Below are 14,032 nucleotides of genomic sequence, written 5' to 3' on the forward strand. Positions count from 1 at the left end.
GACTCTTATCGTGCTGAAAGGGCTGTTGTTGAGACTGAGAACGCGCGCGTCTTTCGGTTTAACGATCTTGAAGGATTTGGCGTAGATTGGTTTGAACGCGGCAAACTGGAAATCCTGAGCGGTGACGCGCAAGGTTTGAGCGCCGCAATCAAAGTGGATCGCACGGTTGGTTCTTTGCGAGAGGTCACGCTTTGGGAGCCGCTGCGTGCCCGGGTCATAGTCGGCGATGAGGTGCGCTTGTTTGCAGGGTGTGACAAGCGATTTGAAACCTGCCGTGTAAAGTTCTCCAATGTGCTTAATTTTCGCGGATTTCCTGACATTCCCGAGGAAGAATGGATGATGGTTCATCCAAGCAAAGCCCCCGCGCGCGATGGTGGTAGCAGACGATGAGCGATGCATTTATACCAGCAGAGCGCGTTGTGGCGCTCGCACGTGGCTGGCTGGGCACGCCATATCGGCATCAAGCCTCGGTACAGCATGCAGGGACTGATTGTCTGGGGCTGCTTCGCGGGGTTTGGCGTGCGCTTTATGGGGTCGAGCCTGAAGTCGTGCCGCCTTATTCGCAAGACTGGGCCGAGCCACAGGGCGAGGAAGTCTTGTTGCAGGCAGCTTTGCGATACTTGTTGCCTCAATCTGGTACGATTGCCGCGGGCGACGTGTTGTTGTTCCGCATGCGTGCGGGCGCAATTGCCAAACATGTCGGGATTTGCTCGCAGGCGGGTGAAACCGCGAAATTCGTTCATGCCTATAGCGGTCATGCGGTCATGGAAAGTCCGCTCAGCCAGCCTTGGAGACGTCGCATCGCGGCGCATTTTCGTTTTCCGTTAGGAGTTTAAGATATGGCCACGATCCTTTTGTCCGCTGCTGGTGCATCGCTTGGAGCCTCTGTCGGAGGTTCGGTGCTGGGCCTGTCGATGTCCGCGATTGGCCGCTTTGCAGGGGCAATGATCGGCAGCGCTATTGATCGGCGCACTGTGCGCACGGATCAGCATATTATTGGCGGCGGCTCAGAAACGGTTGAGACGGGTCAGATGAACCGCTTTCGCTTGACGGGAGCGGGCGAGGGGCGCCCCATCGGGCAAGTCTACGGGCGCATGCGCGTCTCGGGCCAGGTGATCTGGTCGAGCGAGTTTGAAGAGCGTGTGTATACCTCAACGGCAACTCAGGTCAGCACCCAGACGCAGGGGGAACCCAGTGGCGGCAAAGGCGCGAGGCGCGAGGTCGGGACGACGACGATAACCAATTCCAATACGACAGTGACGCAGAATTACGCCTATTCGATCAGTATTGCTGTGGCGCTTTGCGAGGGTGAAATTACCTCGGTAGGGCGGGTCTGGGCGGATGGAGTCGAGGTCAGCCCGATTGACCTGAACATGCGGGTTTATGAGGGGTCGCGCGATCAACTGCCCGATCCAAAGATCGAAGCGGTTGAGGGTGATGGCATGGCACCGGCCTATCGCGGCACGGCCTATGTGGTGTTCGAGAATTTGCAACTGGCCGATTACGGCAACCGCGTTCCGCAGTTTACGTTTGAAGTCATACGCGGCGCTACAGATGAGCTGCCAGAGCTTGCAAGTGATCTCACCCAAGCCATTCGGGCGGTTGCGGTTATGCCGGGCTCTGGCGAGTTTGCGCTTGCAACAACACCTGTCCATTTCGACCTTGGACTGGGCAAAAAGCAAAGCGTGAATGCCAATTCCCCCAGCTATCGGAGTGATTTCGAGACCTCGGTAAAGATGCTAGGTGAAGAGCTGCCCAATTGCGGTGCTGCTTCGCTGATTGTCAGCTGGTTCGGGGATGATCTGCGTTGCGGGTCGTGCCAGATCAAACCAAAGGTCGAGCAGAAAGCGCTGGAAGGCGATCGTTTGCAGTGGTCTGTCGCGGGCTTGAACCGCGCAAACAGTGAACAGATTGCGCAGGAAAGCGGGCGACCTGTTTATGGTGGCACGCCGTCGGATAACTCGGTTCTTGAGGCCATCGCGGAGTTGAAAAGCGCTGGTCAAGCGGTGATGTTTTATCCGTTTATTCTGATGGATCAACTTGATGGCAATGGGCTGCCTGATCCATGGAGCGATGCGGGCGATCAACCGAAACTGCCGTGGCGCGGGCGGATAACCTGTTCTGTCGCGCCATTGCGCGATGGCTCGCCCGATGGGACGCACACAGCCGAGAGCGAAGTCGCGGATTTCTTTGGGCTGGCCGCAGCATCCGATTTCACCGTGAGCGCCGGGTCTGTGTCCTACAATGGACCGAATGAATGGGGCTTTCGCCGCTTCATTTTGCATAACGCCGCGCTTTGTGCCGCCGCGGGCGGGGTCGAGTCCTTCTGCATTGGCTCTGAAATGCGTGGTTTGACGCAAATAAGAGGCGCCGCGCACAGCTTTCCAGCGGTTACACACCTGATTGCGCTGGCAGCAGAAGTGCGTGCGCTTCTTGGCGCGGCTTGCAAAATCGGATATGCGGCCGATTGGACGGAGTATTTCGGCTATGCGCCGCAGGATGGGTTCGGTCACCATTATTTCCACCTTGATCCGCTCTGGGCTGACGAGAACATCGATTTCATCGGAATCGATAATTACATGCCTTTGTCCGATTGGCGCGATGGCGAGGAACATTTGGACGCGGATTGGGGATCTATTTACGCGCTGGATTACCTGAAATCCAACATCGAGGGCGGTGAAGGATTTGATTGGTATTACCATTCGGATGAAGCGCGCGAGGCGCAAATCAGAACGCAGATCACGGATGGCGCCTATGACGAGCCGTGGATCTACCGATATAAGGATTTGCGAGGTTGGTGGAGCAATTTGCACTACAACCGTATTGATGGCCTGCGGCAAGCGGCGGCGACGGAATGGGATCCTCAATCCAAGCCTATCTGGTTCACTGAGTTTGGCTGCGCAGCAATTGATAAGGGGACGAACCAGCCGAACAAGTTTCTGGACCCCAAGTCGTCCGAATCCAGCGCGCCGCGCTATTCAAATGGCCAACGCGATGAGCTGATCCAGATGCAATACCTGCGCGCTGTGACAGATTACTGGAGCGAGGAAGGCCGCAATCCGATTTCAAACCGCTATGGCGGGCCCATGCTGGACCTGAGCCGCGCCTTTGTCTGGGCATGGGATGCACGGCCCTATCCGCATTTCCCGAAGCGCACGGATCTTTGGTCCGATGGGAGCAATTACTGGCGTGGGCATTGGCTGAATGGTCGCTCGACGTCGCGCTCGCTTGGATCTGTGGTTGCAGAGATTTGTTTGCGCGCAGGCGAGACGCGTTTCGATGTCACGGGCCTGTATGGCGTGGTTCGGGGCTATCAGATTGCCGATATTCTAGAGGCACGCAGTGCCTTGCAACCGCTCATGCTGCGCTTTGGTTTTGATGCGGTCGAGCGCGGCGGGGTTTTGCATTTCATCATGCGCGACGGGCAGAAAGATGTCGAAATCGATATCGAATGCCTCGTGGAGCACAGCGAAATGGAGGGGCGGCTTGAAATTGTGCGTGGCTCTGGCGCTGATTTGGCCGGGCGATTGCGCGCCAGCTTTGTGCAAGCAGACGGCGATTTCGATGTGATCGTTGAGGAGACGGTTTTGCCCGACGACGCCAGCCATGCAGTTTCGTCATCGGACCTGCCTTTGATGATGACCAGAGGCGAAGCGCGTCAAATGCTGGAGCGTTGGCTCAGCGAAGCGCGGGTATCAAGAGAGGCCATTCGCTTTGCGCTGCCACCGTCCAAGATGGGCGTGAAATCAGGCGATGTCATTCGCTTAAGCGGCGCGCAGGCTGACACGCAGTTCAGGGTTGATCGGGTAGAGCAGGGCGCAAGCCAGTTGCTTGAGGCGGTCCGCATTGAGCCTAACGTCTATCGCCCTGCACCATATGGAGATGAACAAAGCCCCGTGCGGCCCTTTGTGCCTGTCCTGCCAGTGCTGCCATACTTCATGGACTTACCGTTGATGACAGGAAATGAAAGCCCTATCGCACCCCATATCGCGGTAACAGCGACACCATGGCCGGGGGCGGTTGCCGTCTATGATGCGCCCACTGATGCGGATTATGGCTTTAACACCTATGTGCAGGGGCGTTCGACGGTTGGAGTGACGCAAACCCCGCTGTTTGCTGGAAAAGCCGGTGTTTTGGATCGCGGCGCGCCGTTACGTGTGCAGCTTGCAAGCGATCAGTTGGAAAGCATCGCGCGGGAAACCTTGTTGTCGGGGGGGAATCTGGCTGCAATTGGTGATGGATCGGCTGATAACTGGGAGGTTTTCCAGTTTCAAAGGGCAGAGCTGGTTGGAGCGGATACGTATGAGCTCAGTCTTCGCTTGCGCGGGCAATTTGGAACCGATGCAGTGATGCCAGATGCATGGCCTGTCGGGTCTGTTTTTGTTTTGCTGAACGGGGTGCCGAACCAAACCAGTTTGCGCAATTCGGATCGCGGGGTAGAGCGGCACTATCGCGTTGGCCCTGCGCCGCGTGGCTATGATGATCCAGCTTATGAGCATCGCCTAGAAACGTTTGATGGCAATGGCTTGCGCCCCTATGCCCCGGCGCATTTGCGCGCCGCTTATGATGGGAGCGAGCTGAGCATCAGCTGGCTGCGCCGAACACGAATTGAAGGCGATGAGTGGGGTTGGGGTGATGTTCCAATTGGCGAAGAGCGCGAGCAATATGTATTGCGCGTTCTGGTCGGTGGTCTTGTTGTGCGCGAGGTCATTTTGGACGCTGCAACATACACATATTCGCCAAGCGATCGCATTTCGGATGGGGCAATCGGTGTTTTTGAAATCCGCGTCGCGCAAGTGTCCGACCGTTATGGGCCTGGCCTGTTTGCCGGGCTGGTCATGAGTGGTTCGTGATGCAGGCCCCAACCGTCGGGGACATCATATTGGCGGCGCGCCATGTCATGCTTGCGCCGCCACTCAAACGGGAAACAAGGTGTGAAAACCTGTTTGAATGTGTGGAGGAAGCCTTTATTTTTCGTACCTTAACGGGGAAAGCCCATGCGTTTTACGGTGATGGAACACTTGGATCTTATGCGCTGCGACACGCATTAGCAGCTACGCCTGCGCGCCTGGATAGGGAGTTTCTGGACACGTTGATGTTGGTTCTGACAAAGCTCCAGCACGCGGCTTACTCTTGTTCTTGAATGAAAAGTAAAAGATCATATGCCCCATCCAAACAATACATCGCTAACTGATATGTGATCTATCAGCCCTTTGCATTTGTCCTGTACTGTCTACTTGGTATAGGATCGCGTTGTGCAGGATAAGGAAGTCGTCATGTCACAGGCCAGAAAGCCGCTCCACCGTGTTGATCCAGTTTGGGATCGTATCTCGCAAGAAGCGCAGCGCGCTGTTCTTGACGAGCCGCTTATGGGTGGTTTGATACATGCTTGTATTTTGCACCATGATTCACTGGAAAAGGCGCTGTCCTACAGGTTCTCAGCCAAGCTGCATTCCAATGAAATGAGCCAGATTATTTTGCGCGATATCGCCGATGAAGCCTTTGCCGATGATCGTTCAATCGTAGAGTCGGCGCAGGCTGACTTGATGGCGATTTACGAGCGTGACCCAGCATGCCATCGTTTGTTGCAGCCGATCGTGTTCTTTAAAGGCTTTCAGGCGATACAGGCGTATCGCATCGCGCATTGGCTTTGGGCGCAGGGGCGCAAAGACCTGTCCTATTTCGTGCAGATGCGTGTGTCCGAGATTTTTGGCGTGGATATCCATCCTGCGGCAACGATTGGCAAAGGCATCATGATCGATCACGCGCATTCTATCGTGATTGGTGAGACCGCAGTTGTGGGCGATAATGTTTCCATGCTGCATTCAGTGACGCTGGGCGGCACGGGCAAGGAAGAAGAGGACCGGCATCCGAAGATTGGCGACGGCGTTTTGATTGGCGCGGGCGCGAAAGTGCTTGGGAACATCAAGGTCGGGCATTGCAGCCGCATTGCTGCGGGTTCCGTGGTCTTGGCCGATATTCCGCCGTGCAAGACCGTAGCAGGCGTTCCAGCCAAGATTGTCGGCGAAGCAGGTTGCGATCAACCTTCTGTTTCGATGGATCAGTTGATTAGTTCAGCGCCGCAGTAGATTGATCCGGATGGCTGCGGGCAAGCCCGCAGGCTGTTTTAGCCTGACCCTTTTAGGGTCAGGCGGTTTTGAGTTTATCGGCAAAATGAAGGTCAGGCCCTAGGCGAGCATCGCCATCGGGTTTTCCAGATTGTCCTTGATTGCAGAAAGCAATTGAGCGCCGAGGGCACCGTCTATCACCCGATGATCTACGGAGAGCGTGACAGACATAACCGTCGCGATCCCCAGTTCACCTGTTTCGGTAACGACAGGCTTTTTGACGCCTGCACCCACGGCAAGAATTGCGCCATGCGGTGGATTGATGACAGCATCAAAGTTCTCAATACCCATCATCCCGAGGTTGGAAATAGCAAAGCTGCCACCTTGATATTCATGCGGCGCAAGCTTTCGATCGCGTGCGCGGGTTGCAAGGTCTTTCATCTCTGCGCTAAGGGCGGAAAGGCTTTTGCTTTCAGCGTCTTGAAGCACGGGGGTGAAAAGACCGCCCTCGATTGCGACGGCGACAGCGACGTCGGAGGCATTCATCTGTAACGTTCGATCACCGGCCCAGACCGCATTTGCGGCTGGCACTTGCTGCAATGCCAGTGCGCAGGCCTTGATAATGAAGTCATTGACCGAAAGCTTGATATCACGGTGCGCCAGTTGTTTGTTCAACTGACTGCGAAAACTGAGGAGCGCATCCAGTTGGATGTCGCGGCGCAGGTAGAAATGCGGGATGGTTTGCTTGGCTTCCGTTAGGCGCGCCGCGATGGTTTTGCGCATGCCATCAAGCGGGATTTCCTCATAATCGCGTCCTTCATACATTCGGGTGATCGCGTCAGGATTGGTTTGGGCGGGCATGGGGGCCGGTGCCGCCTTGTCCATTGGCGCGGCGGTTTTGGGGGCTGAGGTTGCGCCTTGCAGATCTGCCTTTACGATACGGCCTTTCGGGCCGGAGCCCGTGATCCCGGTAAGATCAATGCCCTTATCCGCTGCGATGCGCTTGGCCAGCGGCGAAGCGAAGATGCGTGTGCCTGATTTGACTGGCGCGGCAACAGGCGCAGCGGCAGCGGCGGTTTCGCTCGGCGCCGTGCTCGCTGGTGTGGCAAGTGGTGGTGCGGCCTGTGAGATAGTTTCACCGTCCTCCACGAGAATAGCAATCGGGCTGTTAACCTTTACCGCTGCGGTGCCTTCGGCGACCAGCAGTTTGCCGATCACGCCCTCATCCACCGCTTCGAATTCCATCGTCGCTTTGTCGGTTTCAATTTCGGCTAACAGGTCGCCAGATTGGACCGTGTCGCCCTCTTTCACCAGCCATTTGGCGAGCGTGCCTTCCTCCATCGTGGGGGAGAGCGCGGGCATGAGAATTTCGACTGCCATGTGGTTTTCTCCCTTAACGATATGTGACTTTACGCACGGCTTCGATCACCTCATCGGTGGTCGTAAGCGCGAGCTTTTCAAGGTTGGCGGCATAGGGCATTGGCACATCCTTGCCCGTGCAGTTTATGACAGGGGCATCGAGGTAATCGAAGGCCTCCTGCATCAGCACAGCAGATATGTGATTGCCGATCGCGCCGACGGGCCAGCCTTCTTCGACTGTTACACAGCGGTTGGTTTTCTTGACGCTTTCGATCACGGTTCCCGTGTCCATGGGACGCAAGGACCGTAGATCTATGACCTCTGCCTCAACGCCGCTTTCCGCCAGTTTTTCAGCGGCTTGCAGCGCATAGCTCATCCCGATGCCAAAGCTGACAATGGTCACATCTGAGCCTGCGCGCGCGATGCGCGCTTTGCCGATGGGGACAGTGAAATCCTCCATCACAGGTACATCAAAGCTGCGCCCGTAGAGGATTTCATTCTCAAGGAAAATAACTGGGTTCGGATCGCGAATAGCAGACTTGAGCAGCCCCTTCGCATCAGCCGCCGTGTAGGGCATGACAACTTTGAGACCCGGGATATGCGCATACCATGCGGCGTAGTCCTGACTGTGCTGCGCACCCACGCGGGCGGCCGCGCCGTTGGGGCCACGGAAAACCATAGGAGCCCCCATTTGACCACCAGACATATAAAGCGTCTTGGCCGCAGAATTGATAATTTGATCAACAGCTTGCATGGCGAAGTTAAACGTCATGAATTCGACGATCGGCTTAAGCCCACCAAAGGCGGCACCCACAGCAATACCTGTAAATCCATGTTCGGTGATCGGCGTATCCATCACCCGTTTGCTACCGAATTCATCAAGCAATCCTTGAGAGATCTTATAGGCACCTTGGTACTCGCCAACCTCTTCGCCCATGAGAAATACATCAGGATCAGCGCGCATTTCTTCGGCCATGGCGTCGCGTAACGCTTCGCGCACTGTTTGCTGTTTCAGCTTTGTGCCTTCGGGCCAATCGGGTTCTGGCGCTTGGTATTCGACAGCTGCGGGTGCGGGGCTGGCTTGCACGGAAGGGGCTGCAACAGGTGTGGGCGCAGCCACGGGGGGTGCAACGGCATCAGCGCTTTCGCCCTCTTCCAACAGAAGGGCAATGGCGGTGTTCACTGCGACGCCTGCGCTGCCCTCGGGTACAAGGATTTTGCCGATGACGCCTTCGTCAACGGCTTCGAATTCCATCGTGGCTTTGTCGGTTTCGATCTCTGCGATGATATCACCAGAGGCGACGGTATCGCCTTCCTTCACCAGCCATTTGGCCAGCGTGCCTTCTTCCATTGTGGGGGAAAGGGCGGGCATGAGAATTTCTGTAGCCATAATTACGCCTCCGCCTCTGCATAGATATCGGTCCAAAGCTCTGACAGATCAGGTAAAGGGCTTTCCTTGGCAAATTCTGCCGAAGCGTTGACCACTTTCTTGATTTCCTTGTCGATTGCTTTGAGATCATCTTCACTCGCGTGTTTGCCTGTCAAAAGCATTTCACGGACCTGTTCGATCGGATCGCGTTCGTCGCGCATTTTCTGCACTTCCTCGCGGGTCCGATATTTCGCAGGGTCAGACATTGAGTGACCACGATAGCGATAGGTTTTGATTTCCAGAATGTAGGGGCCTTTGCCCGAACGGCAGTGCTTTACCGCGCGCTCGCCTGCGTCTTTGACGGCAAGCACATCCATCCCATCAACCGCTTCGCCGGGAATGCCGAATGCTGCGCCGCGCGTGTAGATATCCGGCGAAGACGTCGAGCGTTTTTGCGCAGTGCCCATAGCGTATTGGTTGTTTTCAATGACGAAAATGCAAGGGAGGTCCCAAAGGGCGGCCATGTTGAAAGTCTCATAGACCTGACCCTGGTTCGCCGCCCCATCGCCAAAATACGTGAAGGTAACGCGTCCGTTTCCTTTGTATTTATCTGCAAAGGCAAGGCCCGCACCCAAAGGAACCTGCGCCGCAACAATGCCATGGCCACCATAGAAATGCTTTTCCTTGGAGAACATATGCATCGAACCGCCTTTGCCCTTTGAGTAACCGCCAGAGCGCCCCGTCAGTTCAGCCATGACACCATTCGGGTCCATACCGCACGCAAGCATATGACCGTGATCGCGGTAGGACGTGATGCGTTTGTCGCCATCTTCCGCGGTGGCCTCAAGGCCGACAACGACCGCTTCCTGACCGATATAAAGGTGGCAGAAGCCGCCAATCAGGCCCATGCCGTAAAGCTGTCCGGCCTTTTCTTCAAAGCGGCGGATTAGCAGCATGTCCTTGTAATAGCCGAGTAATTCCTCAGCGGATACATTGGATTTCACAGGTGATTTTCGCGCGGCCATATGCTGTGCATCCTCCCAGATCAGACAAATAGTTTAGCGTTAAACTACGTCTATCCTAACAGGGAAACTCGGGGGATGGGAACGGAAATCTTTGGAAATGAAGAGGGGCGTGATTTAGCGCCTAGCGCACGACAATCTCGTCTGCGCGCAAAAGTCCAAGCACATCACGCGCCTGCTGGTCCAGTAAATCGAGATCAAGATAATCGTCCGAAAGGCGCTTGGTCAGGTTTTCCATATCGCTGACTTCGGCCTGAAGGTCTGCCAGTTGTTCGTTCAACTGGCGCGCCGCAACCGTGATTTCCGCACGGCGGAAGACGCCATAGTCACCTTGAACCGCCGCAAACGTGAAATAGGTTGCAAGGCTGAATGCCACAGCAAAATAGATCAATGCGCCAAGCGCCGGTTTTGCGGTTTTAGATGCCATGCTGCCCTCAGAAGCGTCTCTTGGCGGACGCCGTCCTTGCTGTGTGCCATGAAGGTTTGCTGCGGGTCAGCCCCTTTTCCCCCTAAACGCAGAACTGCGTGGCAGGTGTGTATTTGAGAACACAATTTCCGCATTCAAACGCGTTTCATAGCGTGGCACGGGTCGGCTTACTCAGAGATGAATGATTTCAATACGTTCGAGGCCAGCTCGAAAGAGCGCACGCGCGCTGCGTGATCGTGGATCATACCCGTGACCATGATCTCGTCAGGGTTATAGCGCGAGATCAGCGTTTCAAATCCGCGGTAGACAGAATCAGGTGCGCCCGTGGCTGAACAGGACAGCGCGTGGTTCACCTGTTGCATGACAGGTGCGGGCACAAGCGTTGCAAGGTCATGGGTCGGCAGCGGCAAGGGGCCGGGTTTACCTGTGCGAAGTCGCGCAAATGCCAGGATTTGCGACGAGCGTAGAAACTGCGCCTCTTCCTCGCTCGGGGCGACGCAAACACCTGCGGCCATCATTGCATGCGGTTTATCCAGATGCGCAGAGGGCTGAAACGTGCTGCGGTAGATATGCAGGGCTTGCTCTAACATGTCGGGCGCGAAATGGGATGCAAAGGCATACGGCAGGCCAAGGAACGCCGCCAGCTGCGCGCCGTAAAGGCTCGACCCAAGGATCCACACAGGTACATGGGTGCCATGGCCCGGAACCGCGCGCACGGCGGTGTCATCATCGCCGAAATATCCGATGAGTTCTTGTACGTCCTGCGGGAAGCTATCCTCTGGCGCCATGTGACGGCGCAGGGCGCGTGCGGTGGCCATATCGGTCCCGGGTGCACGTCCAAGGCCCAGATCAATGCGATCGGGGTAAAGGGTGGCAAGCGTTCCGAATTGCTCTGCCACCACGAGCGGCGCGTGATTTGGCAACATAATGCCGCCCGCGCCCACACGCATGGTTTTCGTCGCCGCCGCCACTTGGGCAATGACAAGTGATGTCGCGGCGCTGGCGATGCCGGGCATATTGTGATGCTCGGCCAGCCAATAGCGGTGATAGCCTGCGGTTTCGGCCGTCGTTGCCAAGCTGACTGTGTTGGCAAAAGCATCCGCTGCGGTTTGCCCTTCGGGGATCGGCGAAAGATCGAGAAGCGAGAAATGTTTCATCGGTTCAATACCCGCGCCAAATCCAGCCGCCGCCAAAGATGCGCGTGCTATCTGCGTCATAGAACACACAAGCCTGACCCGGCGACACGCCATCTTCCGGGGTCAGTAGTTCAACACTGGCTTCTTCGTCGGATATCGGGCGAATGATCGCAGGGCGCGGAGGGCGCGTTGATCGCACACGCACCAACACATGCCATTCTTCTTGCGACGTCAGCGGCGCATCGCCTAGCCAGTTGATTTCGCGCACTGGAATAGTCCGCGTGGACAGCAGCTCTTTGGGGCCGACAATCACCTGTTTGGTATCCACATCGAGGCGCACAACATAAAGAGGGGTTTCAAGACCACCGATGCCAAGGCCACGTCGTTGACCGATGGTGTAATGAATGACGCCATTATGCTGCCCCAGAACCTTGCCATCGACATCGACAATCTCGCCGGGCTCTGCCGCGCCTGGACGTAGCTTTTCGATGACGGCGGCGTAATTGCCGTTCGGAACGAAACAAATGTCCTGACTGTCAGGCTTGTCCGCAACGCTAAGCCCGAACTTGGCCGCCAGCTCGCGGGTTGCGGCCTTGGAGGGCAGGTGGCCCAGAGGGAATCGCAGAAAGTCCAGTTGCTCCTGCTTGGTGGAGAACAGGAAATAGCTTTGATCGCGCGCAGCGTCGGCGGCTGAATGCAGCTCTGCTTTTTCTGGTCCCATCATGCGCTGGATGTAATGGCCTGTTGCCATGCAATCCGCATCCAGGTCTTTGGCGGTTTCCAGCAGGTCTTTGAACTTGACCCGCTCATTACAACGAATGCAGGGCACGGGCGTTGCCCCCGCCAGATAGCTATCGGCGAATTCATCAATCACCGCGTCCTTAAAGACGTTCTCGTAATCAAGCACATAATGGGGAAAGCCCATCTCTTCGGCCACGCGCCGCGCATCATGGATATCAAGGCCGGCGCAGCACGCCCCCTTTTTCGCCAAAGCGGCCCCATGATCGTATAGCTGAAGCGTCACGCCGATAACATCATAGCCCTCGCAAGCAAGCTGCGCTGCGACGACAGAGCTATCCACGCCGCCCGACATCGCCACGACAACGCGCGTTTCGGACGGGGCTTTGGCAAACCCGAGGCTGTTTATTGTCGCAGGACGATCCAGTGCCATGGCGGCAACTCCTTACCAGAACCTGAGAAAATATAGGAAAATCCTAAACACTCTCAAGGGGGCGTTTCACATCGCTTTAAGAGATTGGGGGCAAAAAGGCCAGAAGCAGAAACGAGGCAAGAACATGTATCTCAAGAAAGTTGAAGGACCACGCGCAGTCACGCTTCCAGATGGTCAGGTGATGAGCCGCGCCGATCTTCCCAATCCCAAGACCCGTCGATGGGTCGCATCGCGCAAAGCGGCTGTTGTGCGGGGTGTCACCTACGGGCTGATTTCCAAGAAAGAGGCGCTGGAGCGTTATTGCCTTAGCGAAGAAGAATTCGCCCATTGGGTGCAAGCAATCGCGATTTACGGTGAAGACGCGTTGAAAACAACAGCAACGCAACGCTATAGACACTCATAGGTTGTACGTGTAGGATTATATTTATCGCTGAAAGAGTTCCTTAACTATTTTCACCCAGCTTAGCACTGAAGCACAGCGAAACGGAGTGAACCCTATGCGCGTACTTTTGGTTGAGGACGATCCAACGACGTCAAAAAGCATTGATATGATGCTGACCCACGCCAATCTGAATGTCTATGCGACCTCTTACGGGGAAGAAGGCATCGATCTGGCAAAACTTTATGATTACGATTTGATCCTTCTGGATTTGAATCTACCTGACATGAACGGCCATGAGGTCCTGCGCCAATTGCGGCTTGCACGGATCGACACGCCCATTCTTATCCTCAGCGGTTCTGATGATACGGAGAACAAAATCAAAGGCTTCGGCTTCGGGGCTGATGATTACCTGACGAAACCCTTCCACCGCGATGAATTGATTGCGCGTATCCACGCCATCATTCGCCGCTCAAAAGGGCATTCGCAGTCGATCATCAACACGGGAAAGATTGCGGTCAACCTTGATGCCAAAACAGTAGAGGCGGGCGGAACAACAGTCCATCTAACCGGTAAAGAATACCAGATGTTAGAGCTGCTGTCCCTGCGCAAAGGAACCACGCTGACGAAAGAGATGTTCCTCAATCACCTTTATGGCGGCATGGACGAGCCAGAGTTGAAGATTATTGACGTTTTCATCTGCAAGCTACGCAAGAAACTGTGCGAAGCGACAGGTGAGGCCAGTTATATCGAAACCGTCTGGGGGCGCGGCTATGTGCTACGCGATCCGGTAGAAGAAAGCGTGAGCGATCCGCAGCTGGCTGCCGCAAGCTAGACCGCGCAGGCACCTTCAATTCTTGCGCAAAACTCGGCTGATCCTCTGGACGTGCGCGTGCCTCGCCCCTATCACTACGCTAGGTTTGGGGGGACGCGCATGGCCGAGATCGACATTTCCGATTTGAGTGAAGCGGATGCGCGCGAGGCATTGGCGCAGCTTGCGTCGCAACTTGCCACGGCGAATACAGCCTATCACACAAAAGATGCGCCCAAGATCAGCGATGCAGAGTATGATGCGCTGAAACGGCGCAACACATTGATTGA

12 protein-coding genes are annotated in these 14,032 nt (G+C 55.9%); 6 read left to right on the forward strand and 6 right to left on the reverse strand.

The window, feature by feature from the left end:
* From WBC85_RS03260 to cysE, 4 genes are all read left to right on the forward strand, one after another.
* Window positions 1–390: phage BR0599 family protein (locus WBC85_RS03260; RefSeq protein ID WP_424433242.1), on the forward strand; the 390-nt coding region annotated here is incomplete at its 5' end.
* Window positions 387–836, forward strand: a complete 450-nt coding sequence (locus tag WBC85_RS03265) for a peptidase (RefSeq protein WP_424433243.1) — start codon at window positions 387–389, stop codon at window positions 834–836. The genes WBC85_RS03260 and WBC85_RS03265, both read left to right, overlap by 4 nt.
* A 3-nt stretch (window positions 837–839) precedes the next feature.
* Window positions 840–4,853: a baseplate multidomain protein megatron gene (locus tag WBC85_RS03270; protein ID WP_424433244.1), complete on the forward strand. Its 4,014-nt coding sequence runs from the start codon at window positions 840–842 to the stop codon at window positions 4,851–4,853.
* Window positions 4,854–5,276: 423 nt separating this feature from the next.
* On the forward strand, window positions 5,277–6,089 hold the full coding sequence (gene cysE, locus WBC85_RS03275; protein ID WP_424433245.1) for a serine O-acetyltransferase: 813 nt from the start codon (window positions 5,277–5,279) through the stop codon (window positions 6,087–6,089).
* A 99-nt stretch (window positions 6,090–6,188) separates the two neighbouring features.
* Here the strand turns inward: cysE and WBC85_RS03280 are convergent, their stop codons facing one another.
* The 6 genes from WBC85_RS03280 to mnmA form a co-directional block, all read right to left on the reverse strand.
* Window positions 6,189–7,448: a 2-oxo acid dehydrogenase subunit E2 gene (locus tag WBC85_RS03280; RefSeq protein ID WP_424433246.1), complete on the reverse strand. Its 1,260-nt coding sequence runs from the start codon at window positions 7,446–7,448 to the stop codon at window positions 6,189–6,191.
* A gap of 13 nt (window positions 7,449–7,461) precedes the next feature.
* The gene (locus tag WBC85_RS03285) at window positions 7,462–8,817 is read right to left on the reverse strand and encodes a pyruvate dehydrogenase complex E1 component subunit beta (RefSeq protein WP_424433247.1); all 1,356 of its coding nucleotides are present in this window, start codon (window positions 8,815–8,817) and stop codon (window positions 7,462–7,464) included.
* A 2-nt stretch (window positions 8,818–8,819) separates the two neighbouring features.
* Window positions 8,820–9,821, reverse strand: coding sequence for a pyruvate dehydrogenase (acetyl-transferring) E1 component subunit alpha (gene pdhA / locus WBC85_RS03290; protein ID WP_424433248.1), 1,002 nt, complete (start codon window positions 9,819–9,821; stop codon window positions 8,820–8,822).
* A gap of 121 nt (window positions 9,822–9,942) precedes the next feature.
* On the reverse strand, window positions 9,943–10,245 hold the full coding sequence (locus tag WBC85_RS03295) for an FtsB family cell division protein (RefSeq protein ID WP_424433249.1): 303 nt from the start codon (window positions 10,243–10,245) through the stop codon (window positions 9,943–9,945).
* A 167-nt stretch (window positions 10,246–10,412) separates the two neighbouring features.
* Entirely contained in the window at window positions 10,413–11,402 is a 990-nt protein-coding gene (locus tag WBC85_RS03300) for an LLM class flavin-dependent oxidoreductase (RefSeq protein ID WP_424433253.1), read from the reverse strand.
* Window positions 11,403–11,406: 4 nt separating this feature from the next.
* Complete coding sequence (gene mnmA / locus WBC85_RS03305) at window positions 11,407–12,552, reverse strand: tRNA 2-thiouridine(34) synthase MnmA (RefSeq protein ID WP_424433250.1); 1,146 nt, start codon at window positions 12,550–12,552, stop codon at window positions 11,407–11,409.
* A gap of 124 nt (window positions 12,553–12,676) precedes the next feature.
* Between mnmA and WBC85_RS03310 the strand changes: the two genes are divergently transcribed.
* Together WBC85_RS03310 and ctrA are read left to right on the forward strand one after the other, a co-directional pair.
* Entirely contained in the window at window positions 12,677–12,955 is a 279-nt protein-coding gene (locus WBC85_RS03310; protein ID WP_424433251.1) for a DUF1153 domain-containing protein, read from the forward strand.
* Window positions 12,956–13,049: 94 nt separating this feature from the next.
* A complete protein-coding gene (ctrA, locus tag WBC85_RS03315; RefSeq protein ID WP_424433252.1) occupies window positions 13,050–13,766 on the forward strand; it encodes a response regulator transcription factor CtrA in 717 nt (238 codons plus the stop codon).
* The last annotated feature ends 266 nt before the right edge of the window (window positions 13,767–14,032 follow it).

Source organism: Planktotalea sp. (assembly GCF_049680325.1).
GTDB lineage: Bacteria > Pseudomonadota > Alphaproteobacteria > Rhodobacterales > Rhodobacteraceae > Planktotalea.

Bases quoted from the DNA above. Each gene is read 5' to 3' on its own strand.
- WBC85_RS03265 (WP_424433243.1), top strand. From the start codon at position 387: ATGAGCGATGCATTTATACCAGCAGAGCGCGTTGTGGCGCTCGCACGT.
- WBC85_RS03270 (WP_424433244.1), top strand. From the start codon at position 840: ATGGCCACGATCCTTTTGTCCGCTGCTGGTGCATCGCTTGGAGCCTCT.
- cysE (WP_424433245.1), top strand. From the start codon at position 5,277: ATGTCACAGGCCAGAAAGCCGCTCCACCGTGTTGATCCAGTTTGGGAT.
- WBC85_RS03280 (WP_424433246.1), bottom strand. From the start codon at position 7,448: ATGGCAGTCGAAATTCTCATGCCCGCGCTCTCCCCCACGATGGAGGAA.
- WBC85_RS03285 (WP_424433247.1), bottom strand. From the start codon at position 8,817: ATGGCTACAGAAATTCTCATGCCCGCCCTTTCCCCCACAATGGAAGAA.
- pdhA (WP_424433248.1), bottom strand. From the start codon at position 9,821: ATGGCCGCGCGAAAATCACCTGTGAAATCCAATGTATCCGCTGAGGAA.
- WBC85_RS03295 (WP_424433249.1), bottom strand. From the start codon at position 10,245: ATGGCATCTAAAACCGCAAAACCGGCGCTTGGCGCATTGATCTATTTT.
- WBC85_RS03300 (WP_424433253.1), bottom strand. From the start codon at position 11,402: ATGAAACATTTCTCGCTTCTCGATCTTTCGCCGATCCCCGAAGGGCAA.
- mnmA (WP_424433250.1), bottom strand. From the start codon at position 12,552: ATGGCACTGGATCGTCCTGCGACAATAAACAGCCTCGGGTTTGCCAAA.
- WBC85_RS03310 (WP_424433251.1), top strand. From the start codon at position 12,677: ATGTATCTCAAGAAAGTTGAAGGACCACGCGCAGTCACGCTTCCAGAT.
- ctrA (WP_424433252.1), top strand. From the start codon at position 13,050: ATGCGCGTACTTTTGGTTGAGGACGATCCAACGACGTCAAAAAGCATT.